The 20505-nt window shown below is 63.8% G+C and carries 17 protein-coding genes; 7 read left to right on the top strand and 10 right to left on the bottom strand.

What is annotated here, in order from left to right; genetic code table 11:
• Window positions 1-56 precede the first annotated feature (56 nt).
• From iaaH to LPA36_RS11000, 4 genes are all read right to left on the bottom strand, one after another.
• Window positions 57-1511, bottom strand: a complete 1455-nt coding sequence (iaaH, locus tag LPA36_RS10985) for an indoleacetamide hydrolase (RefSeq protein ID WP_228876316.1) — start codon at window positions 1509-1511, stop codon at window positions 57-59.
• Window positions 1512-1575: 64 nt separating this feature from the next.
• Complete coding sequence (locus tag LPA36_RS10990) at window positions 1576-2469, bottom strand: ferritin-like domain-containing protein (RefSeq protein WP_228876318.1); 894 nt, start codon at window positions 2467-2469, stop codon at window positions 1576-1578.
• 105 nt (window positions 2470-2574) lie between these two features.
• A complete protein-coding gene (locus LPA36_RS10995) occupies window positions 2575-2790 on the bottom strand; it encodes a transcriptional regulator (RefSeq protein WP_228876551.1) in 216 nt (71 codons plus the stop codon).
• A gap of 354 nt (window positions 2791-3144) precedes the next feature.
• On the bottom strand, window positions 3145-3819 hold the full coding sequence (locus LPA36_RS11000; RefSeq protein WP_228876320.1) for an NADPH-dependent FMN reductase: 675 nt from the start codon (window positions 3817-3819) through the stop codon (window positions 3145-3147).
• 574 nt (window positions 3820-4393) lie between these two features.
• Between LPA36_RS11000 and LPA36_RS11005 the strand changes: the two genes are divergently transcribed.
• From LPA36_RS11005 to LPA36_RS11015, 3 genes are all read left to right on the top strand, one after another.
• Window positions 4394-7390, top strand: a complete 2997-nt coding sequence (locus LPA36_RS11005; RefSeq protein WP_228876322.1) for an autotransporter family protein — start codon at window positions 4394-4396, stop codon at window positions 7388-7390.
• A gap of 170 nt (window positions 7391-7560) precedes the next feature.
• Window positions 7561-8043: a hypothetical protein gene (locus LPA36_RS11010; protein ID WP_228876326.1), complete on the top strand. Its 483-nt coding sequence runs from the start codon at window positions 7561-7563 to the stop codon at window positions 8041-8043.
• Between the two features lie 155 nt (window positions 8044-8198).
• Window positions 8199-8537, top strand: coding sequence for a hypothetical protein (locus tag LPA36_RS11015; RefSeq protein ID WP_228876328.1), 339 nt, complete (start codon window positions 8199-8201; stop codon window positions 8535-8537).
• Window positions 8538-8622: 85 nt separating this feature from the next.
• Here LPA36_RS11015 and LPA36_RS11020 read toward each other — a convergent pair whose 3' ends face one another.
• Complete coding sequence (locus LPA36_RS11020; RefSeq protein ID WP_228876331.1) at window positions 8623-9333, bottom strand: gamma-glutamylcyclotransferase; 711 nt, start codon at window positions 9331-9333, stop codon at window positions 8623-8625.
• Window positions 9334-9834: 501 nt separating this feature from the next.
• Between LPA36_RS11020 and LPA36_RS11025 the strand changes: the two genes are divergently transcribed.
• On the top strand, window positions 9835-11196 hold the full coding sequence (locus LPA36_RS11025) for an MFS transporter (RefSeq protein WP_228876333.1): 1362 nt from the start codon (window positions 9835-9837) through the stop codon (window positions 11194-11196).
• Between the two features lie 48 nt (window positions 11197-11244).
• On the opposite strand, the gene LPA36_RS11030 is transcribed toward LPA36_RS11025, so the two are convergent.
• From LPA36_RS11030 to LPA36_RS11050, 5 genes are all read right to left on the bottom strand, one after another.
• Complete coding sequence (locus tag LPA36_RS11030; protein ID WP_228876335.1) at window positions 11245-11715, bottom strand: hypothetical protein; 471 nt, start codon at window positions 11713-11715, stop codon at window positions 11245-11247.
• Between the two features lie 637 nt (window positions 11716-12352).
• Window positions 12353-12637, bottom strand: a complete 285-nt coding sequence (locus LPA36_RS11035; protein ID WP_228876336.1) for a hypothetical protein — start codon at window positions 12635-12637, stop codon at window positions 12353-12355.
• Window positions 12638-13087: 450 nt separating this feature from the next.
• Window positions 13088-14437: a glucarate dehydratase gene (gene gudD / locus LPA36_RS11040; RefSeq protein WP_228876338.1), complete on the bottom strand. Its 1350-nt coding sequence runs from the start codon at window positions 14435-14437 to the stop codon at window positions 13088-13090.
• A gap of 78 nt (window positions 14438-14515) precedes the next feature.
• Window positions 14516-15847, bottom strand: coding sequence for an MFS transporter (locus LPA36_RS11045; protein ID WP_228876340.1), 1332 nt, complete (start codon window positions 15845-15847; stop codon window positions 14516-14518).
• A 375-nt stretch (window positions 15848-16222) separates the two neighbouring features.
• The gene (locus LPA36_RS11050) at window positions 16223-16975 is read right to left on the bottom strand and encodes a FadR/GntR family transcriptional regulator (protein WP_228876342.1); all 753 of its coding nucleotides are present in this window, start codon (window positions 16973-16975) and stop codon (window positions 16223-16225) included.
• A 252-nt stretch (window positions 16976-17227) separates the two neighbouring features.
• Between LPA36_RS11050 and LPA36_RS11055 the strand changes: the two genes are divergently transcribed.
• The 3 genes from LPA36_RS11055 to LPA36_RS11065 all read left to right on the top strand — a co-directional run bounded on the left by LPA36_RS11055 (window position 17228) and on the right by LPA36_RS11065 (window position 20485).
• Window positions 17228-17935 (top strand): FadR/GntR family transcriptional regulator, encoded by a 708-nt coding sequence (locus LPA36_RS11055; RefSeq protein ID WP_228876344.1) that lies wholly within the window; start codon window positions 17228-17230, stop codon window positions 17933-17935.
• 232 nt (window positions 17936-18167) lie between these two features.
• Window positions 18168-18662: a molybdopterin-dependent oxidoreductase gene (locus tag LPA36_RS11060; protein WP_228876346.1), complete on the top strand. Its 495-nt coding sequence runs from the start codon at window positions 18168-18170 to the stop codon at window positions 18660-18662.
• The gene (locus LPA36_RS11065; RefSeq protein ID WP_407674252.1) at window positions 18632-20485 is read left to right on the top strand and encodes an ATP-binding response regulator; all 1854 of its coding nucleotides are present in this window, start codon (window positions 18632-18634) and stop codon (window positions 20483-20485) included. Before LPA36_RS11060 ends, LPA36_RS11065 begins: the two co-directional genes overlap by 31 nt.
• Window positions 20486-20505 lie beyond the last annotated feature (20 nt).

Below are 20505 nucleotides of genomic sequence, written 5' to 3' on the forward strand. Positions count from 1 at the left end.
CCGGAACGCAGCGATTATAGCGTCCACATGTGAACGCCCGGGTTCACGCCGTGCGGCTATAACGTAGGTGCCGCGAGGGGTCCCAGCAGCTGTTCGAGCGCGATGCCGATGGCAAGCAGCCGCCGGTCGCTGCCGGTCGGGCCATCCAGTTCGAGGCCGACGGGACGACCGTCGCCTGTCATGCCCGCGGGCAGGGACAGGCCCGGGATGCCTGCGTTGCTGGCCGGATCGGTATTGCGCAGGAACGCGGCCATTTCATCGAGCGCTTCGCCGCCGTCGATCGTCACCGTCGAGGAGCCGTTGATGTCGTCGATGGGCACGGCTGCGAGAATCGTGGTGGGAAAGAGCAGGGCATCGATCTGCTGTGTGCTGAACGTTGTGTCGTACAACTGCTGAAGCTGCGGGCGCCACGTGTTCATCGCCGCGTCGTATTGACCGGCGAACACGTCGGCGATGATCGCGTCGTACGCGCTGCGCACGTCCGGGCATGCAATGCGCGCGGCGATATCCACCACGGTCCTGACGGGCGCGTGGTTGGTGACGAGCCACGCCGGGACGTCGTCGACGGGTTCGTGCAGCGCGACGGGCGAACTGATCCTGTCGTTCAGTTCGAGCAGATCGGGCATCGCGACTTCAACGAAGACCACGCCCGCGGCCGCGAGACGCTTCACGGCGCCACGCGCGACGCTTTCTAGCGCGCGTTCCAGGCCTGCCCAGAGCGGCGCGGGCAGGCCGATGCGCAGGCCCGCGAGCGAGACGGCGGGCAACGTGGAGTCGCCCGTGATGACGCCGTCGAGCAACGCGATATCAGCGACGGTGCGTGCCATCGGACCAACCGTGTCGCGCGTGCGGCTGATCGGCACGACCGCGAGTGTGTCGTGATAGCGGCGCGCGGCGCCGCCGTTACCCACCGAAGGACGAAAGCCCGCCGTGCCGGTAAGCGCAGCCGGAATACGCGTTGAGCCGCCGGTGTCGGTGCCGAGGCCGGCGGGCGCGATCCGTGCGGCGACGGCGACTGCGGTGCCGCCCGATGAGCCGCCAGGAATCAGCGATGGATCGTACGGATTGCGCACGGGTCCCGCGTGCGACGCCAGATTCGTGCTGGTGATGCCGAACGCCAGTTCGTGCATGTTGGCCTTGCCAAGCACAATGGCGCCAGCGTCGATGAGCCGCTGTACGGAAGGCGCGTTGGTGGACGGCACGAAATTCTCGAGCGCAGGTGTGGCCGCCGATGTCTGCAACCCCACCGTGTTGATGTTGTCCTTGATGACGACCGGCAGGCCGGCAAGCGGCAGGCGGGTTCTTTCGGCGGTGGACAGCGCATCGATACGTCTTGCGGCGTCGAGCGCGCCATCCATGTTGAGTGCCGTCAGCGCGTTCAGCGTCGACAGGGCGGCCGCGCGGGCCAGCAGCGTCGCGATGTAGTCGGTGGCGGCGATGCGTCCCTGCTGGATGGCGGCGACGGCCTCAGTAGCCGTCAGCGCGAGTTGTTCATCGACCGTCCATGTCATGCTGTCTCCAGAGATGTGGCGGCGCTCGCCGCTCGCCGTGCCGGGTGGCGGCCGCCCTGTGTCGTTACTTCAGGAAGCGCAACGCGAGGCGCGCGAGGCACGGTACGAGCGTGGGCCGCACCAGCCGGGCGTCGTAGCCGGCCATGCGCCGTTCGTTTTCGGCAAGGCACAACTCGACAAGTTCGCGCGTGGTCAGCTTTTTGCCGAGCGTGCGACCGTTAGACGCCAGAAAATTCGAATCGTGCGCCACGCCGTTCGCGTCGATGCCTTTCGCGATCGCCACGCGATCCCACACGAGCTTGAACCAGATCGCCCCGACGCGCACCGAATGCCATGGCCTGCGCCACCATGGCATCGTGCGGCGGTGCCACGCCACCCAGTTCATGAAGAAGAGGATATGCCGCGCTTCTTCCTGGATGACCGGCTCGAACGTTTCGACGAGTGACTCGGGGAAATAGCCCGACAGCTGCGCCGAACGAAAGAGGCCAAACGCGAAGAAGCTGTCGATGCACTCGCTGTAGCCGGTGAACATCCATGCCCATTCGGCATCGCGCGGCGCGGGATAGTCGGGTTCGGGCGCGAGTTCGATGCCGTAGGCCGCAACCAGCTTCGACAGCACGACCTTGTGGCGCGCTTCCTCGGCGGCGTCCATTTCGATCGCTTCGCGCAGCAGCGGATCGCTCAGTTGCGCAGCATAGGTGGCGACGCGGATCGAGGCGCGCCCTTCGGTTTGAACGGCGATATCCCAGATGGGAAGCGAAACGAGCCGGTGAAGCGCGTCGGGCGGAAGGGGCGGCCAGTCGAGGACCGCTGGCCGGTAGGGATTGTGTGTCTCCAGCAGCATGCGGCAGAACATCTGCTTGTGTGCCTCGGAGCCGATCCTGACATGTGTCGGGTCAAGGAAGGTCCAGTGGCGCAGGGCGTGATCTTCGGCAGCATCTGTCAGGGTGTCGGACATGGCGGCGAGGCGGGCAGACGGACATGGCGCTTATTCTGTCACAACGCCCGAAAACGCGGGTCGAAGCGACCCGTGGCCGCTGGCCCGCATGCCCCTCGCTGACTTTTACCGGTGCGAGTCGATCCACAGGCGTCCCCACCGGAACGCGTAGGCGAGTGCGTGTTCCTCGTCGAAAAAGTAGTCGAGGGCATCGAACGACCAGGCATGACTGGGTGTCGCCGTGGCTTTCTCGATGGTCAGGTTGGCGGCGAAGAGGCCGTTGGGGAGGCGCTGTGCTGCCGTCGCAACCTCGTAGCCTTTGTAGTGAATGAGTCGGTTCATGGTCTTGCCGGTGATCGTGCCCGCTTGCGTCTTCAGCTCACGCGAAGTGCGACGATCGATCATTGGGCGGGCAGGGACAAGCGTAGGCCGTGCCGCGTAGCGAGTGAACCAATCTTTCGTCGCAAGCAAATCAGGGGTGGCCTCGAACGGTCATCGGTGATCGGGATGTGGCGGTGTCGTATGCGCGTGATCACACTATGCTGCGCGCATGCGCCCTCCGTATGTTGCGTGGCATACGCATAGCCCGGCGAGCGGCCCGCCTTATGTGTGATAGCACACGCTGTGCCAGCGAGGGCCGGCGGCCCGGGAAGACGCCCGGCGCGGCGTCGTAAACCCCGCGCGGGCCGGTTCGGGTCAGTTGGCAAGCGACAGCACGTTAGCGGCGCGCAGGGGCCTTGCCGCAGCGTTTTCCTGCTCGTCGAGCGGTGCGGGTGCCGAGGGTCGTCGTGCGCCGAACGCCAGTGCGAACGTTGCCGCCTGAGTGCCCACGGTCGCGAGCTGTTCAGCGGCCTTCGGATCGGAGCAGGTGTCTTCCGTCTCGAAGCGGGTTTCGAGCGTATTGATGCCGGCGCCAAGGGGCGTCGGCCAGCCGCGCAATGCGTGGATGATCGAGCGCAGCGAACCCAGCACCGACCCGGTCGCCTGCCAGCCGTAGGCGGTGACGATGCACCCGACCGCGCGGCCATCCAGGTAAGGACGTTCGTCAGTGCGCAGCGCTTCTAGCGTATCGAGGGCGTTCTTGACGAGCCCGGAGACGCCGCCGTGATAGCCCGGCGTCGCGATGATGACGGCATCGGCCTCGCGCACGGCCTCGATCAGTTCGCGCTGCTCGCGGGTTAGCGTGGCGCTTTCCGGCGCGTAGTGCGGCAGGCTGTGCAGAAACGCCCCGCCGAACAGATGCGTACGCGCACCGGCGCTTTCAGCGCCAGAAAGCGCGATGCGCAGGGCACGTTCGGTCGACGATCCAGCGCGCGTCGTGCCCCCGATACCGACGATGAGAGGCCCCCGGGTGTGATTGAAGCGGGTCAATGCGGTGCTCCTTGCGTTGCGGCTGCATGCGCTGCACGGCGGGCTGCGCGTGCAGGCCGGACAAGCCCGACTGATCCGCCATGTTAGTGATCCTGGGCGTTACTGCGAACGTGTTTTTTATGCTAACGATATACGCGAGGCACCCTGCGTCGCGCTGCACCACGTCGCATTTCGCACCGTATCGCGTGGCGATATGGATATACGAAACCGTTCGTTGGCGGGCGTTCCGCGCGAAGGTACGATCAATCCGTCTCCTCTATGACACCTCCTTTGACATGGGACTCGCCCCTCCACCGGTAACGGTGCAGGGGCCTTTTTTATTCGGAAAGGAACGGGTACGGGAATCGAACGGCTGGACGGTTTTATCGGCAACATGAGGCGCACCGCTGCCACCCGCTACGGCGGTTCGCCTTTCGGCATTCCTATGTCTATTATTGGCCAATACGCCGGTACGAGTCGCCGGCCAGAACTATCCAGTGACATGGCAGCAACGTCGCGACCGGCGCATATGTATCGCTGGTTGTCGCGATCCGGAACAGCGAACGGGTTTCCATGCCGTATAAGGGAGGGGCGCATGTGTCGTGCACGTCCGATCTTTGTACCCGCCAGGCTCGTCAACGCCGTCACCATTGCATTCGGGACATCCGCGCTGGTCCCGTTCCATTACGCGCTGGCCGCATGCAACGTCACATCGCCCGTCAGCGGGCAGACAGTCACCTGCGGCACAGGCACGCCGAATCCTGCGAACACACCGGTTACTGCCGTGCCCGGCAGCACGGACGTCACGGTGAACGTGTTGCCCAACGCCGAACTCGATGTGGCAGGTGCAACCGCCATTGCGGTATCCGACCAGAGCAGCGTGACGAATCTCGGCACCCTGCGTGTAACCGGCGACACGTTCAACGGCATAGCGGCTCAGGGTAGCGGCGTCGGCCAGAACACCCTGATCAATCGCGGGCTGATCGTCGTCGGTGGAAACAGCGGTTCCGGACTGTTCACGAGCGCAGCAGCGTCCACCTTGCTCAACGACACCGCCGGTGTCATCCAGACGGGCGGCCCGAGTGCCCACGCAATGGCCGATGTCGCGAATGCGGGCGGCAGTACGCTAACGAATGATGGCTCGCTCGCCACCACCGGCGCGGGATCCGCCGGCATGGCGACATTCTCGATCAACGACATGCTCGTCAACAACGGCTCGATCGCGACCGCTGGCGACAACGCGTTCGGCATGCTGGCGCGCGCAGGTACCGCGCCGGGCAACAACGTGATCACGAACAACGGCACGATCACGACGACCGGCGCGAACGCGCACGGCATCAACTCGGAGGATCCGACGCCTGGCGCGATCACGAACAGCGGATCCATCATCGCGCGCGGGCCGGGCGCGCTCGGCGTGTTCGTCGTGGGCAAGGTGACGTTCAATAACGTCGCGGGCGCGAGCATCGTGAGCGAACAGGCCAACGGTGTCGATGGAAACGGCGGCGGTACGTTTACCAACGCCGGCACGATCTCGGCGCGAAACGTCACGCTGTCGTTCGCAGGTGTCGATGCGACGGTCAACAACAGCGGCACGCTGACGTCTGCAACGACCGAGGCGATCGCGTCGAACGGGCCAATCAACCTCGTGGTCAACAATACCGGCAACCTTGTGGGTGGCGGCGGTCGGGCCATCTTCCTGGATGTCGGTAACGACACGCTCAACTGGAGCGCGGGCACGATCCAGGGCTTTATACGCATGGATGCCGGCAACGACGCCGCGACGCTGACGTCGCTGACCGATACCAACCTCGCGGGCGTGCCGTCGTTCGATGGCGGCCCCGGCAACGATGTCGTGACGTTCGATCACACGCAGGCGAGCGGCCTCAGCCGGTTCATCAACTGGGAGACGGTCAACGTGACGAACGGCAGCCAGCTCACGCTCGACAGTAACGGGCTGACACTCGGCGACAGCGGCACGCAGACAGGTACACTCAACCTCGATGCGACCAGCACGCTGTACGCCGGCGGTCTGGGGGATCCTTCGATCATGCCGGCGGTCGCGGGACACCTTGTCAACGTCAACAACGCGGGCACGATCGATCTCACGAACGGCGGCACGAGTACGACCGATGCACTGGTGGTGAACGGCAACTACACCGGCAACAACGGCCGGCTGTTATTGCAGACGGTGCTGGGCGCGGACAACTCGCCTGCCGACCGGCTCGTGATCGTGCAGGGCACGGGCTCGGGCAACACGACGCTCGGCGTGACGAATCTCGGCGGGCTGGGCGGATTGACCGTCATGGACGGCATTCTGCTTGTACAGGCAACGAATGGCGCGACGACAACCGCAGGTGCGTTCACGTTGCCGAAGCCGCTCGTCGCCGGCGCCTACGTGTATTACCTGTTCAAGGGCGGCGTGAGCGCCGGAACCGCGGATAACTGGTATCTGCGTTCGAGTCTCCCGCCTGCGCCTGTTGCGCCGGCTACGACTTCAACTACGACCCCAACCCCAACCCCAACCCCAACTCCAACTCCAACTCCAACTCCAACTCCAACTCCAACTCCAACGCCTCAGGCCAGCGAGGGCACGCCCTCGTTGCCGGCGCCCCCGCCGACGGGCTCCACGGCTGTGCCGCTTTACCGGATGGAAGTGCCTGTCTACGCCGGGATGCCGGCGTTGACGCGCGAACTCGGCCTCGCGCAGATCGGCACGTTCCACGACCGGCAGGGTGAGCAGTCCTTGCTAGGCGAGACGGGCGCGCTGCCGGCCGCGTGGGCGCGCGTATGGGGCGAACACGCGACGCAGCAGAACGGCGGCGGAGTCGATCCGGAGTTCAGTGGCGGGATTGGCGGTGTGCAGGTCGGGCACGACGTGTACGCGGATCTCACCGCGAACGGTCATCGCAATCACTATGGGTTCTTCGTGGGCGCCGCGCGTGCCGACGGCGACGTAAGCGGCCTCGCGCTCGGGTTTCCGGATTTCGCCGCCGGACACCTCGCGATCAACGCTTACAGCATCGGCGGCTACTGGACGCACATCGGTCCTGGTGGCTGGTACACGGATGCTGTCCTGGCCGGCAGCACGCTCACCCTCGATCCGTCGTCGAACGAGGGCATCGGCGCGACGACGCACGGGCATACGGTCAGTGCTTCGATCGAAGGCGGCTTGCCTGTTGCGCTGTCGTCGGTCGTCGCCATCGAGCCGCAAGCGCAACTGATCTGGCAGCACACGTCGATCAGCGATCTCGACGACGGCATTTCGACCGTGTCGTTTCATGCCGCAAGCGGTCTCACGGGCAGGCTTGGCGTGCGGCTCGCCGGCCGCTTCGACGCCGCGGGTACGGCCTGGCAACCGTATCTGCGTGTGAACCTGTGGCACACCTTCGGCGGCACGGATAGCGTGACGTTCGCGGGCAACACGGTGATTCCGGTGAGCGTATCGGCGACGTCCGCGCAGTTTCAGCTCGGCATCGTCGCGAAAGTCAGTGCGCGCGGCAGCGTCTTTGCGAACGCGGGCTATACGACGAACGTGAACGGCGAACATCGCAGCATTGTCGCGGGGGATGCAGGTGTGCGCTGGCGCTGGTGACCGGCACGCGCAACCCATTCAACACAGGTTCGCCATAGTGCATGCGAAATTGCATGCAGATGCGACGCAGCCGGATTCCTTTACACTCTACGGCGCAGCGTTTTCCGGTGGCTTTGTCTGCGCCCTGGCGATGGACTGCATGAACCCGTCACGGAGCACCGAAACAACCGATGAGCCACGCACCGCAAACCAGCGAGCAGGATCAGGTCGTCCTGATGGACGACATTCCCCATCCCGATCGCGATAACAGCGCGCCGTTCGTGCTGGCCAATGAGCGGCTCGTCGCGATTGTCTATCGCATCGCAGAAGCGGACTTCGAGCGCTTCGGTCCGTTTAGCGACGACGATCCATTCTGCGTCGTCGCATTCATGTCGGCCGCGTTTCACCAGTTCGGCCCGCCACGCGATGCCGATCTGCCCGCCCACTTTCTCGCGTCAAAAGGTCTGCGCGGTTATAGCGCACATGAGGTCAGGTGTTCATCGCTCGTGGCCGACTCGTGGGGCCCGGCGTTTTCGCTCGAAGGTGGCTTGCGGCACTTCGTGTTGACGTTCGGCGATTCGACGTTCGAATGCGTCGCGGACGATTGCACCGTCGCGGGCATTTACGGCAATGGCGATATCGCGGCGCGCGAGGCGTTCTCGCTTTGCCAGTAATGCGTGGGCCCTACCACTCGCGTTGCAGCCTGAAGGCGCATGGAAGGCTCCACTATGTGGAGGCCCGGGAAAAACATGACATCGTAACGACGTTGTAATAGTGTGCCGCTTGAATCCATCCTTAGACTTGAACAAGAAAACGGGGGTTTAGGACCATGCAATACTCGAATACGGTGAACGGGGCTGGCGGCATTGGCGGTGCGACTCAAGGCAGTCAGTTGGGCTCTCCGGCGACAGGCACCTCATCGAACAAGCCTTCGTTCCAGGAACTGCTTTCCGAGCTGACCGACTACATCACAGGCACACCGTCCCAGCAAATGGAGAAGCAGATTCTGGCGAAGCTCGGAATTACGGAAAAAGACCTGAAGGCGATGACGCCAGAACAGCGCGCCAAGGTGATGGAGCAGGTGCGTGAGATGGTCAAGCGCGAACTCGCGGCGCTCAAGGAAACGCAGAAGGCCAAAAAAACGACGGGCATCGACGCAATGGCTTGAACGCCCCCGGCCGCTGCAGGGCATGCCGTGCAGCATTGACGCGACCACGCCAGTTGCCTGAAGCGCCGCCGCGCACTCAGTCTCGCTAGATCGCAGTCTCGCCGGATGCTCCGCGAGACTCGCGCGCATCTTCATGTTTCACGCCGCAAAGCCGCGTGATTTCACTCGCGATCTCATCGACATACGGATCGTTCATGCCGCATTCCGCGAGCGCCCATTGCAGTTTGAACACGTACTCCGCGTTCGTGCCGAATGAACCGGTCGCCACGGCCATGAGCGGCGCGATTGTCGCGGTGCCGACATCGGCTTCGTATTGCGATTGGGTGGGATCGGCCACGAACGCGATCGCGGATGTACGCGTGCCATCGTCGAGTGTGATTGGCGCCCATGTCGGCAGATAGGCGCCCGTGACCATCTCGCGGGTCCAGAGAATTCGCAGTTCTTCCTCAAGCGTCGCCTGACACAGGCGAATGGCGACGCCCTGCGTATTGCCGCCTGCCTCGAGCGAGAGCATTCTGCCAGGATTTTCGGGGCTTCCACGCGCCGCGGTGATGCGCAGACAGAAGCTTCGGTGCCAGCCATGCAGCGTCGAAACGCGCCGGGCGTCGTAGCGCGAGATCGGATTCCACATCAGCGAGCCATAGGCGAACACCCAGACGTCGCTGCCTTCCGGGCGGCGCGCCATGGTCTGCGCCAGCGAAGCGTCAATGCGTGCCTGCGTCCAGAGTATCTCGCGAGGCAGCGAATCGAAGCTGTCGAGATAGGCGCCCGAGTTGATGGAGTCCCGGTTCAGCATTCGCAGTGTCCTTCATGGTGTTCACGTTTGCGCCAAAGCGTCGGCGTTCGCGCGACGAGACGCCGGTCGTCCAGCCTCAACCCGCACGATCCTGCAACACGATTGTGCAGCCAGCGCGTGAGACGAGTAAGGGGGCAGGAGACAACAGTGCGTGTCATGTGCGGAAGCAATCCTTGGGCGCTCACAGCAACGCCGCAGCGCCGCAGCGCGAAACCGGGCGTTCACAACGTGCTGCTCGATCGGGTTATCCCGCGTTGACCGTCAATCAGATGCCTCCCTACAATCCCTTGTTGTTCAATAATAGAATTCGTGTTCTTACGGCGAACAATTTCGAAGGGATGAGCCGATGAAAGTGCTGATTCCAGTCCACCCGCCGGCCAACCCGGTGAAGGCCCGAATAGCCAGCATGCGGCCGGTGTGGGTAGGGTGTGACGCTTGCCCGCCGTTCAGAATCGTAACGTCGACGGCGCCAACACGCTGTCGACACACAGGGGATGAGACGTGAATCGAAACACTGCCGTCAACGTGCAGACGTTTATCAATGCGCACCCGTTCTCGGGATTTCAGTGGCTCATTTTCTTCATGTGCTTCGTGATCGTGCTGCTCGACGGTTTCGACACCGCGGCGATCGGCTTTATTGCGCCTTCGCTGATCACGGAGTGGAACATCAGCAAGCCGGCACTCGCGCCTGTGTTGAGCGCGGCGCTGTTCGGCCTCGCGTGTGGCGCGCTCGTATCGGGACCGCTCTCGGACCGGCTGGGACGGCGTCTGTTGCTGACTGGCGCGGTCATTCTCTTTGGCGTGGCATGTCTCGGTTCGGCGTTCTCGACCGACATCCAGCAATTGACTGTCCTGCGCTTCGTAACCGGCATCGGTCTTGGCGCGGCGATGCCCAACGCCGTCACGATGATGGGCGAGTTCTGCCCGGACCACCGGCGCGCGACGGTCATCAACCTGATGTTCTGCGGCTTTCCGCTCGGCGCGGCATGTGGCGGCTTTCTGGCAGCGTGGCTGATTCCGCACTTCGGATGGCGCGCCGTGCTGATGCTGGGTGGCGTGACGCCTTTGCTGCTCGCGCTGGCGTTGCTGCTCAAGCTGCCCGAATCCGTGCGCTACATGGTGGCGAAGAACCATCCTGTCGAAAAGATCCGTGCGGTGCTTGCGCGTATTTCCAGCGCGGCGGCTGAGGCAGGCTCGTTCGTGATGACCGAGCAGGCGCCACAGGTGGCGGGGAAGAGCGGTGCGGGGCTCGTGCTGTCGCGTTCGTATATCGTCGGCACGGTGATGCTGTGGCTCACGTACTTCATGGGCCTCGTGATTTTCTACGCATCGATCAACTGGATGCCGATCCTGCTGAAAGAGGCCGGCCTGAACCCGCAGCGCGCGACGCTGATTTCGGCGCTGTTCCCGCTCGGTGGCGTGGGCGCAGTCGTATGCGGCCTGTTGATGGACCGCTTCAACGCAAACCGGATCATCGCCGTGTGCTACGCGCTCACGGCAGTGAGCGTCTATTGCATCGGACAGGCAGTGGGCAACGTCGGCTTGCTGGTGCTGACGGTATTCGTGGCGGGCGTGTTGATGAATACCGCGCAATCGTCGATGCCCGCGCTCGCCGCGGCGTTCTATCCGACCCAGGGCCGGGGCACCGGCGTCGCGTGGATGCTGGGCGTGGGCCGCTTTGGCGGCATCGCCGGGTCCTTCCTCGTTGCAGAGCTGAGCCGTCGACATTTCTCGTTCGAGGGCATTTTCGCGGTGGTCGCACTGGCCGGCGTGATTTCGTGCGTCGCGTTGCTGATCAAGCAGGCATCGCGCCCCGAGCTGGCCGCGCCAGCGCCGCTGGAAACCGGCACGCCCGGCCATTGAGCGAAAGCGCGCCGGCGAACAGCCGGCAAGCCGCGGAACGCGTCGTTGCTACGACGCTTCCGCGAGCGCCGGAAGACGTCCAGCCGTGAGCAATCCTTCGAGCATTTTCGCTTCGGCCATCGCGATGTTTTCGAGCGACGCAGCCGCCAGCTGGCGTGCAAACACGTCGAGCGCAAAACATAGCCACGCGTAATCGGCATCGCTCATCACCCACACACCATTCTCGCGCGCGACCGCATCGATCTGCATCATCGCAGCGTGTGCTTCCTGGATCGCCATCCGGTCGTTGCGTTCGAAGCCGAGGTGACACAGTTCGTCAGCAACGAGCAGTTGCCGGCCGAGCGTCGTGAACAGCGCTCGCGAGCCGTGACCGCGGCGGAATGCGTCGAGGCCGGTATAACACTGCAGCAGCATGGCCTGTGTCACAGGCTCGTGGGCGGCCCGGCTAAACGTGAGCGCGCGCAACAGCGGCGACATGGCCGGTTGCGAATGTTTGCGGGTGTGCGATTTTCCAGACATGATCGTTTGAACCTTCCTCGCTTCCTCGGTAATGCAGGGTCCCGCCGGTAATGCGTTGAACATCGAACGGGCGGTCTCGGACCTCAGTCCGTAGAGGCATGATGATCGCCGACAATTAAGACAGACTTAAAGCGTACGGCGCAGGAATGTATCCGCTGCAACTGGCGCCCGACGACAAAAAAAAGCCCTGTCCCACAGGGGAACAGGGCTCGACAGGATGGAAAGCCGTGCGGGCTCGTGGAAGCCCGCCGGTGTATCGCCATCACATATAACGCTGTTGTTGCTACTTCGACTGCGTGTTGCTGACATCCGGTCCTTCTAGTGTTGCGTGCTGCAAACGCCAGATACTTTTATTAAATGCACTTCATCCACGAACTGCAAGTGCCGATGCATCTACAACCACTACTGGAAAAACGGTCAACGGTACGGTTCAACGCAACGCGGAGGGGACCGCGTCGATGGCGCAAGGATTCGCTCCATGAAAAGAAGTCTAGCCGCTCACCCATCTATCCAATCCGGCGAAACGAAGCGGATTCTGCGGGCAATTTGACGAATTGCAGACAGCGTCTCGCAGACGGCAAAAATTGCCGGGCCGCACGTTGGGCAATGTCCTGCAGTCGTTACGTGCATGCAGGGGTCATTGCACCGGCTTCGCAGGCATCGCGTTGGTGTCGGGCATCATGCCGGGCATGCTGTCATCGGCCATCCCTCCGCGCTGGCTCATGCGTGAAGGGTCCTGATTCCACGGGCTGTTCACGGGCTCGCTGTGGTAGGTCATGCCGGCGGTCGCCGCGCCATGCGAGCCGCCACCGCCACTGCCGCCGTTGCCGTTCCCTCCGCCCTGCGCGAACGTCGTAGTGCTCGCAAAGAGTGAGGCAGCGGCGGAACAAACCAGGACCACTTTCAGCGTCACGTTTTGCATGATGTATCTCCAACGGGCCGGCGCGTGAGGTATCAGCGTCGAGGTTTCAGGCACCGCTACAGGCTGACCGGCTTGCACAGCGGCGAGGCGCAAGCAGCGTATCCGGAGGGCCTGATGAACGAGGGTCTGGCGACGCCCGGATACAGGGTATGGACGTCAGTCGCGAGCCGGCCGTGAAAATGACAGCGCCTTTGCAGCAAGCGGACCCATGCCAGGGGTCACGTTCGCTGCAAAGGCGCTGGATGCTGCCCGTATCAGGGCAGCAGCGGCAAAACGTAGCGTGTGTTTCATCCCGGTCCCCCAGCAGGCCACGCATCATTGCGCTGCCCTGACCGATATACGGCAGACAACGGCAGATGGATTCAGATTGCCACCCGCGATGCCAGAATCGGGTTCTGGACGCGCGTGATCCGAACCGCGAGTGGGGCCGCTGCCGGGGGAACGTCTGGCTCAGCGCACGAGGCAGGGCCGCTTGTTGTCGAACTTCCAGTTCGGAATCAGATATTGCATGGCGATGCCGTCATCACGCGCGCCGAGGCCGTGCTGCTGGTACAGCGCGTGCGCTTTTTCGAGCGCGTCCATATCGAGTTCGACGCCGAGGCCTGCCTTTTCCGGAACCTTTACCTTGCCGCCGACGATCTGCAGTGGGTTGCGCGTCAGGAACTGCCCGTCCTGCCAGATCCAGTGCGTGTCGATGGCGGTGATCTTGCCGGGTGCGGCGGCCGCGACCTGCGTGAACATCGCGAGAGAAATATCGAAGTGGTTGTTCGAGTGCGAACCCCAGGTCAGGCCCCACTCGTTGCACATCTGCGCCACACGCACCGAGCCCTGCATGGTCCAGAAGTGCGGATCGGCAAGCGGAATGTCGACGGATTGCAACTGGATCGCGTGACCCATCTGGCGCCAGTCGGTGGCGATCATGTTGGTGGCCGTCGGCAAACCGGTCGCGCGACGGAATTCGGCCATGACTTCGCGGCCCGAATAGCCGTTCTCCGCGCCGCATGGATCTTCGGCGTACGCGAGCACATCGTGCTGGTCGCGGCAAAGACGGATCGCTTCCGCGAGCGACCATGCGCCATTCGGATCGAGCGTGACGCGGGCGTTGGGGAAGCGCTCCGCGAGTGCAGTCACCGCTTCGATTTCGGCGTCGCCCGCGAGCACGCCGCCTTTCAGCTTGAAGTCGTTAAAGCCGTAGCGCGCCTGTGCAGCCTCGGCGAGGCGCACCACCGCTTCGGGCGTCATCGCTTCTTCGGTGCGTACGCGCTCCCAGTCGTCGCGGCCTTCCGCGCCGCCTGCATACGGCAGGTCGGTCTTTTTGCGGTCGCCGATATAGAACAGATAGCCGAGCATTTCGACTTCGTCGCGCTGCTGGCCTTCGCCGAGCAACGCGGCGACAGGCACGCCCAGATGCTGTCCGAGCAGGTCGAGCAGGGCGGCTTCGAGGGCGGTGACTGCGTGAATGGTCGTGCGCAGATCGAACGTCTGCAGCCCGCGTCCGCCTGCGTCCCGGTCGGCGAACTGGGTGCGCACCTTGTTCAGCACAGCCTGCAGATTGCCGATCGACTGGCCGACGACCAGCGCGCGTGCATCGTCGATGGTCTTGCGGATGCTCTCGCCGCCGGGGACCTCACCCACGCCGGTGTTGCCCGCGCTGTCGCGCAGGATGACCACGTTACGCGTGAAGAACGGACCGTGCGCGCCGCTCAGGTTCAGCAGCATGCTGTCGCGGCCGGCGACTGGCACGACGCGCAGTTCGATAACTTTGGGCGTGGCGTTCGATTGCAGGGAAGGAGTGGACATGAGCGTTGGACCTGTCAGGTTTGCGAAGCCGGCTGGCGAGAGTCAGCCGGTTGTGTATTGAACATCCGCCGAGGGCGGTCAGTGTGCCTTGCTGTGGACGATATCTGCCGGCGCGTCGCGATTCACGAGACGGTTGCGGGCAAGGAAGCCGGCTGCCGCCGCGATGAGCGACGCCACGCCCAGCCCGTACAGGCCACCGGTAATCGAGCCGGTGTGCTGCTGGAGGTAGCCAAACGCGGCGGGTGCAAAGAATCCTCCGAGATTGCCGACCGAGTTGATGAGCGCGATCACGCCGGCCGCCACACGGGCATCGAGATAACCCTGCGGGATCGGCCAGAAGAGCGATGCAGCGGCCTTGAACCCGATAGCGGAAAAGCAGATTGCGACAAACGACAGAACCGGATTGCCCGACGTCGAGGCGAACAGGCCGCACGCGGCAATCACGAGCGCTGCCGCGAGCCATGCCTGCTGGAAGCGCCATTTTGCCGACAGTACCGCAAAGCAGTACATCGCGAACATCGCAATCAGCCAGGGGATCGCATTGAAAAGACCCACTTCGAAATCGGACAGACCGCCCATCTTCCGGATAATCGTCGGAAGCCAGAACGTGGCGGCGTAAATCGTCAGTTGAATCGCGAAGTACAGGAAGCAGAACAACAGGATCTGCGGATCTTTCAGCAGCTTCGCTACCGGCAGGCGGGCGGCGCCCTGGGCGTCGCGCTCGGCCTGCTCGGCGGCGATCGACGTGGCGAGAGTCTTCCGCTCGTCGGCCGTGAGCCAGGTGGCATCACTGATGCGCGACTTCAGCAGCATCCAGCTGACGCCGCACAGCACGACCGAAAAGCCGCCTTCGATGAGAAACATCCACTGCCAGCCGTGCAGTCCGAAGCCCCGGATCGAAAGGAGGGCGCCGGTAACCGGGCCGGACAGCACCGACGCGAGCGCCGAGCCCGAGAGGAAAACCGCGACGGCCTTGCCGCGTTCCTTTTGCGGCAGCCATTGCGTGAAGTAGAAAACGACACCCGGGAAGAACCCGGCTTCGGCGACACCCAGCAGGAAGCGCAGCACGTAGAACGACGTGTCGTTCCACACGAACGCCATCGCGGCGGCCACGATGCCCCACGTGCCCATGATGCGCGTGAGCCAGGCGCGCGCGCCGTACTTCTGCATCAGCACGTTGGACGGCACTTCGAACAGCGCATAGCCGACGAAGAAGAGGCCGCTGCCGAGCCCGTAGGCAGCCGCGCCGATGCCCAGATCCGTCTGCATGTGCGCGTTCACGAAGCCGATGTTCACGCGGTCGATGTAGTTCGCGATGAACATCACGAGAAAGAGCGGGAGTATGTGCCGTTTGACCTTGGAGACCGCTGAATCCAGCGGGCCGGTCGCAGTGGCGAGAGCAGATGTCAAGAACGTCTCCAGTTTCGGGCGGTGTGGCGGCCCAACAGAACGCAACGGGACGCGGGCGGGTCACGGTAGAGGTGCCGTGCGCAGGTACGTCGTTAGTTGTCTGATGACAGTCTACTCTTTTGGTGCTGTAATTTCCAATGTAGTGTTTACCCTGTTATATGAGCTATAAGGCTTGTAAAATAAGGATTTATTGGGTGTGACGGACGGTGGCATCGGGTTAATTCCTGTTTGTGATCTGATGACCGATGTCGATTTATTTTGGTCCGTGAGCCCTGGGCGCAATGAGCGCCACGATCCGTTTCCCGTCACGCAACCGGTGGCGCGCACGCGTAAAAAAAGCGGCCAGTGGCCGCTTGTGTGAGATTGCTGGACAGGTCAGGCAAGGCCTTCCGCGTTTTCTTCCGGCATCGGGCTTGCGCGGCGCACGCGTTCGCGGCTGCTCGTCAGATGCATCCGCATCGCGGCCCGCGCGCCTTCCGGGTCGCGCCGGGTGATCGCGTCCAGAATGCTTTCGTGTTCGATATTGACGCGCGCCATGTACGCCGCCGGATCGCTCTGGGCGATACCCGGCGAATCGATGCGGTGACGCGGAATCAGCGCCGCGCCCATCTGCGTCAGGATGTCGACGAAATACCGGTTGCCTGTGGCGCGCGCCACCGAGACGTGGAAGCGCAAATCCGCGGCGGTGCTGTCGCCGTCTGCCCGGCTCGTCTCCTCGATGGCGTCGAGGGCGGCGCGGATGTTCGCGATGTCCTGCTCTTTCGCGCGCTGTGCGGCGAGACCCGCGCATTCCGTTTCCAGGCTGATGCGCAGTTCAAGCACGGACAGCAGGTCGTTCAGCGTCGTCGCGGGGACCATGTCGAGGCCGAGCGGCTGGTGACGCGGTTCCAGCACGAAACTGCCGATGCCGTGCCGCGTCTCGATGACGGCACTCGCCTGAAGGCGCGAAATCGCTTCGCGCACGACGGTGCGGCTGACGCCGAGCAGCGACATCAAGGCCGCCTCGGTGGGCAGCTGGTCACCCGGTTTGAGGACCTGCGACGCGACCTGCTCCTTCACGTAGTTCACCACGAGGTCCGCAAGGCTGCCGCGCGCGCGTTGGGGCGCCACGGTCGGGGACGTGGACATAGAATCACTCCTGATAGATGCACTGTCGTTTTCGGTGTTGTCTTTTGATTATACGTTGTCCGACAACGCTGCCAAGCCAGCGTTCGATGAGGTGTCGGTCGGAGACGTTTCGCGCCTGAATGGCGAGTCGATTGCGGCAGGGGCATCGCCATTGCGCGATGCGGGCGCTATGATGGCCGATAGCGAAGACGTCAGATGACGTCTTTCGAGCGTGACACTTCAATTTTGTGTAGACCAGCCAGCAAACCAGCGATGACGAGCCTGACTGAAAAGGTAGTGGCCACCCTCTCCGACGAGATCCGGCGCGGGGCCTTGAGGCCCGGAGACAGGATTCCCACCGAGGTGGAGATGATGAAGCAGCTCAACGTGAGCCGCTCCGTGGTGCGCGAGGCGATCTCACGGCTGCAGGCGGCGAACGTGGTCGAGACACGCCACGGCATCGGCACGTTCGTGCGGGAGCCGGAGAACGAGGAGCGGATGCAGCTTCCCGCAGCGGATCTTTCGAGCATGCTCGACGTCATGGCCATCATCGAGTTCCGGATCGACGTCGAGTCGGCTTCGGCCGCGCTGGCGGCGGGGCGGCGTACGCTGCAGCATCTCCAGCAGATTCGCAGCGCGCTCGACCGCTTCGGCGCTGAGCTCGAACGCGGCAACACGGACGTGCTTGCGCATGACATCGAATTTCATTTGCAGATCGCGCGGGCAAGCGGCAATCGTTACTTCTTCGATGTGCTGAGCCAGCTGGGTCGCGCGGTGAGCCCGCGCACGCGGCTGGGGTCTGCCGAGATTGCCGAGCTGGATCACATCGAGCATCTGCGCAACGTGCTGAACGAGCACGAGCAGATCTATCGCGCGATCGAGCGTCAGGATGCGGACGACGCGCGTGCCGCGATGCGGATGCATCTGAGCAACAGCCGCGAACGCCTGCGCCGCGCGCATGCAGTGAGCGCGGCAGCCTGATCGCGCGGCGGCGCGCACCTGCATTTCCAGTCCCTTCACGCCGACCACTAGCGAATCTGGCTGGTGCGACGCAGGGTCTGCGAACGTCCAGGGGGCTGGCTCGCTTTCGGGGGCACCATGCGAGTGCCCTGGTTATCTCTTTTTGGTTATCATGCGGCGACGTGATGCCGGTGGTTCTGCAAACCCGCTGGGTTCGCGCCGGAACCATAAAAAGACAAAAGGATCGTTGACCATGCGTTACCCGAAAGCCCTGCTGTGGGCCTTCCTTGTCCTCGCTGCTGTCGCACGCTCCGCATGCGCTGCGCCGTTGACCCTCGACGTCAGGGGCGCGATCACACAGACGAACGACGCCGCGCACTCCGTTTTCCATTTCCCGGAAGCAGAACTGCTGGCGCTGCCGGCGCATTCAATCACGACATCCACGGCATGGACGCCGAAATCCACGTTCACGGGTCCGTCGCTGTCGGACGTTCTCGCGAAGGTGGGCGCGCGTGGCACGATGCTGGAAATCCATACGCTGGATGATTACACCTGCACGGTGCCCGTCACCGATGCAGCGAAATACGGCGTGATCCTCGCGCACAGCATGAACGGCAAGCGTCTGAAAGTCAGCGATTTCGGGCCGCTCTTCCTCATCTATCCGCGCGACGCGTTCCCGGCAGAGCTTCAGGGCGCGGTGGGCGACGCGAAATTCGCATGGCAGATCAAGTCGATCGTCGTCAAATGAACACGCCGCCGCCGGATGAAATGCCCGTGCCCGGGCGTTCGTGGCGGCGCTTCCTGTTCGTCGTGATCTGGCTGACCGCGCTCGCGCCGCCGATCGCGGCGGTAGGCTATTTTCTCTACGCCAACCTGCTCAATCCGCGCGTCACGCTTCAGACAACCGGCACCTACGACGGTTTCTACTGGGACGCCGCGCAGCTGCAGATCGCGTATTCGCGTTTCCAGACGCAGCTGCTGCTCTACCGGACCGGCGCCGACCGCGATTACGCCGCGCTTCAGCTGAGCTATCAGGTGCTCCAGTCGAAGCTGAACGTGATGGCCGGCTCGACGCGCATGCTCGCATCACGCCCCGCGCTCGCGGCACGCCAGAAGGACGAAATCCAGAAGATCACGGCGCTCCTCGATCTGCTCGATCCGGACATCGAGGCGCTGGAACATGATCCGGGCCGCGTCGACCGGGTCGTGAGCGCGTTGCGCGCGCACTGGGACGAGGTCAACGATCTCGCGCTCAGCCGTCGCGATGCGGACGTCTCCGATCGCGAGGCGATGAATCACGATTTCCTTGCCAAGCGGCGTCTGCTGTTCGCGGCGGGCATGGTGCTGCTGCTGCTTTCGTCGGCGGCGACGGTGCTGCTCGTGCTGAACGGCTATCGCCGTACGCGTCTGATCCGTCAGCAGCACGCCGCGCTCGCCGCGGAACACCAGGCGAGTCGAGCCGCGCGCGAATCGAGTCTCGCGAAAGACACGTTCCTCGGCATGATCAGTCACGAGTTGCGCACGCCGCTACATGCAATCGTGTCGTCGATCGAACTGCTCGGCTTCAACTTTCATTCGGAAGCCGATCGCAAGGTGATCCGCCGGCTCGAAACCGCGGCGCGGCAACTCGAAGCGCAGATGAAGGATCTGACCGATTACGCACGTCTCGGCGCGGGCCGGCTCGAATTGCGACACGAACAGTTCGATCCGCGCGAGCTGATCAGCTCGATTGCCGACCAGAACGCCCCAGCCGCGAGCGCGAAAGGCCTCGCGTTCGACAGCGACGCGGGGGGACTGGCCGGGCCTGTCGAGTCGGACCCGCATCGCATCCGGCAGATCGTGAACAACCTCGTCACGAACGCAATCCGCTATACGGAGAAGGGCGGCGTGCGCCTGCAACTCGTGCAGGGACCGACGCTGCTGTCGATCTTCGTCAGCGATACGGGGCCCGGCGTGCCCGAGGAGCAGATTCCGCAGATCTTCAGGGAATTCACGCAGCTCGACGCTTCGCGCGCGCGGCGGTTTGAAGGCGCGGGCATGGGCCTGTCGATCGTGAAGGGGCTTGTCGACCTGTTTGGCGGCAGCATTCACGTCGAGAGCCGCGTGGGTGAAGGCACGACGTTTCGGGTGGCGATCCCGGTCGTTTCTGTGGCGGGCGCGCGGACGCCGGATGCCGCAGCCCGTGCAGTCGCCGAAGGTGCGCCGGCCCGCGTGCTGATCGTCGACGACAACCCGCTCGTGCGCGAATCGCTGAGCGAAATGGTCGCACACATGCATTGCGACGCGGCCTCATGCGCGACCGTGGATGCCGCGCTCTTCTGGCTCGACACGCATCGCTGCGACGTGATCCTGCTCGATCTGTCGATGCCGGGAAAGGACGGCTACGCGTTTGTCGAAGCGTTCGCCGCGCGCGATGCGCCCGCGGGTCATGCGCCCGTGATCGCGGTCAGCGCCGATGCGCCAGACGCCGATGCGCGCGGGCCGTTCTTCGACTGTCTGTCGAAACCGGTTCACTTCGAGGAGTTGCGTGCCGCCGTGCAGCGCGCGCTGGCCGCACGTCACACCGTGTGACGCGGGCGGGCCGCGCAGCG

Origin of the sequence: Paraburkholderia saeva, assembly GCF_907164555.1 — a bacterium.
GTDB classification, from domain to species: Bacteria; Pseudomonadota; Gammaproteobacteria; order Burkholderiales; family Burkholderiaceae; genus Paraburkholderia; species Paraburkholderia saeva.

Excerpts from the sequence above, each read along its gene's own strand:
- iaaH (WP_228876316.1), bottom strand. The coding sequence starts at position 1,511 with ATGACATGGACGGTCGATGAACAACTCGCGCTGACGGCTACTGAGGCC.
- LPA36_RS10990 (WP_228876318.1), bottom strand. The coding sequence starts at position 2,469 with ATGTCCGACACCCTGACAGATGCTGCCGAAGATCACGCCCTGCGCCAC.
- LPA36_RS10995 (WP_228876551.1), bottom strand. The coding sequence starts at position 2,790 with ATGAACCGACTCATTCACTACAAAGGCTACGAGGTTGCGACGGCAGCA.
- LPA36_RS11005 (WP_228876322.1), top strand. The coding sequence starts at position 4,394 with ATGTGTCGTGCACGTCCGATCTTTGTACCCGCCAGGCTCGTCAACGCC.
- LPA36_RS11010 (WP_228876326.1), top strand. The coding sequence starts at position 7,561 with ATGAGCCACGCACCGCAAACCAGCGAGCAGGATCAGGTCGTCCTGATG.
- LPA36_RS11015 (WP_228876328.1), top strand. The coding sequence starts at position 8,199 with ATGCAATACTCGAATACGGTGAACGGGGCTGGCGGCATTGGCGGTGCG.
- LPA36_RS11020 (WP_228876331.1), bottom strand. The coding sequence starts at position 9,333 with ATGCTGAACCGGGACTCCATCAACTCGGGCGCCTATCTCGACAGCTTC.
- LPA36_RS11030 (WP_228876335.1), bottom strand. The coding sequence starts at position 11,715 with ATGTCTGGAAAATCGCACACCCGCAAACATTCGCAACCGGCCATGTCG.
- LPA36_RS11035 (WP_228876336.1), bottom strand. The coding sequence starts at position 12,637 with ATGCAAAACGTGACGCTGAAAGTGGTCCTGGTTTGTTCCGCCGCTGCC.
- gudD (WP_228876338.1), bottom strand. The coding sequence starts at position 14,437 with ATGTCCACTCCTTCCCTGCAATCGAACGCCACGCCCAAAGTTATCGAA.
- LPA36_RS11050 (WP_228876342.1), bottom strand. The coding sequence starts at position 16,975 with ATGTCCACGTCCCCGACCGTGGCGCCCCAACGCGCGCGCGGCAGCCTT.
- LPA36_RS11055 (WP_228876344.1), top strand. The coding sequence starts at position 17,228 with ATGACGAGCCTGACTGAAAAGGTAGTGGCCACCCTCTCCGACGAGATC.
- LPA36_RS11060 (WP_228876346.1), top strand. The coding sequence starts at position 18,168 with ATGCGTTACCCGAAAGCCCTGCTGTGGGCCTTCCTTGTCCTCGCTGCT.
- LPA36_RS11065 (WP_407674252.1), top strand. The coding sequence starts at position 18,632 with ATGGCAGATCAAGTCGATCGTCGTCAAATGAACACGCCGCCGCCGGAT.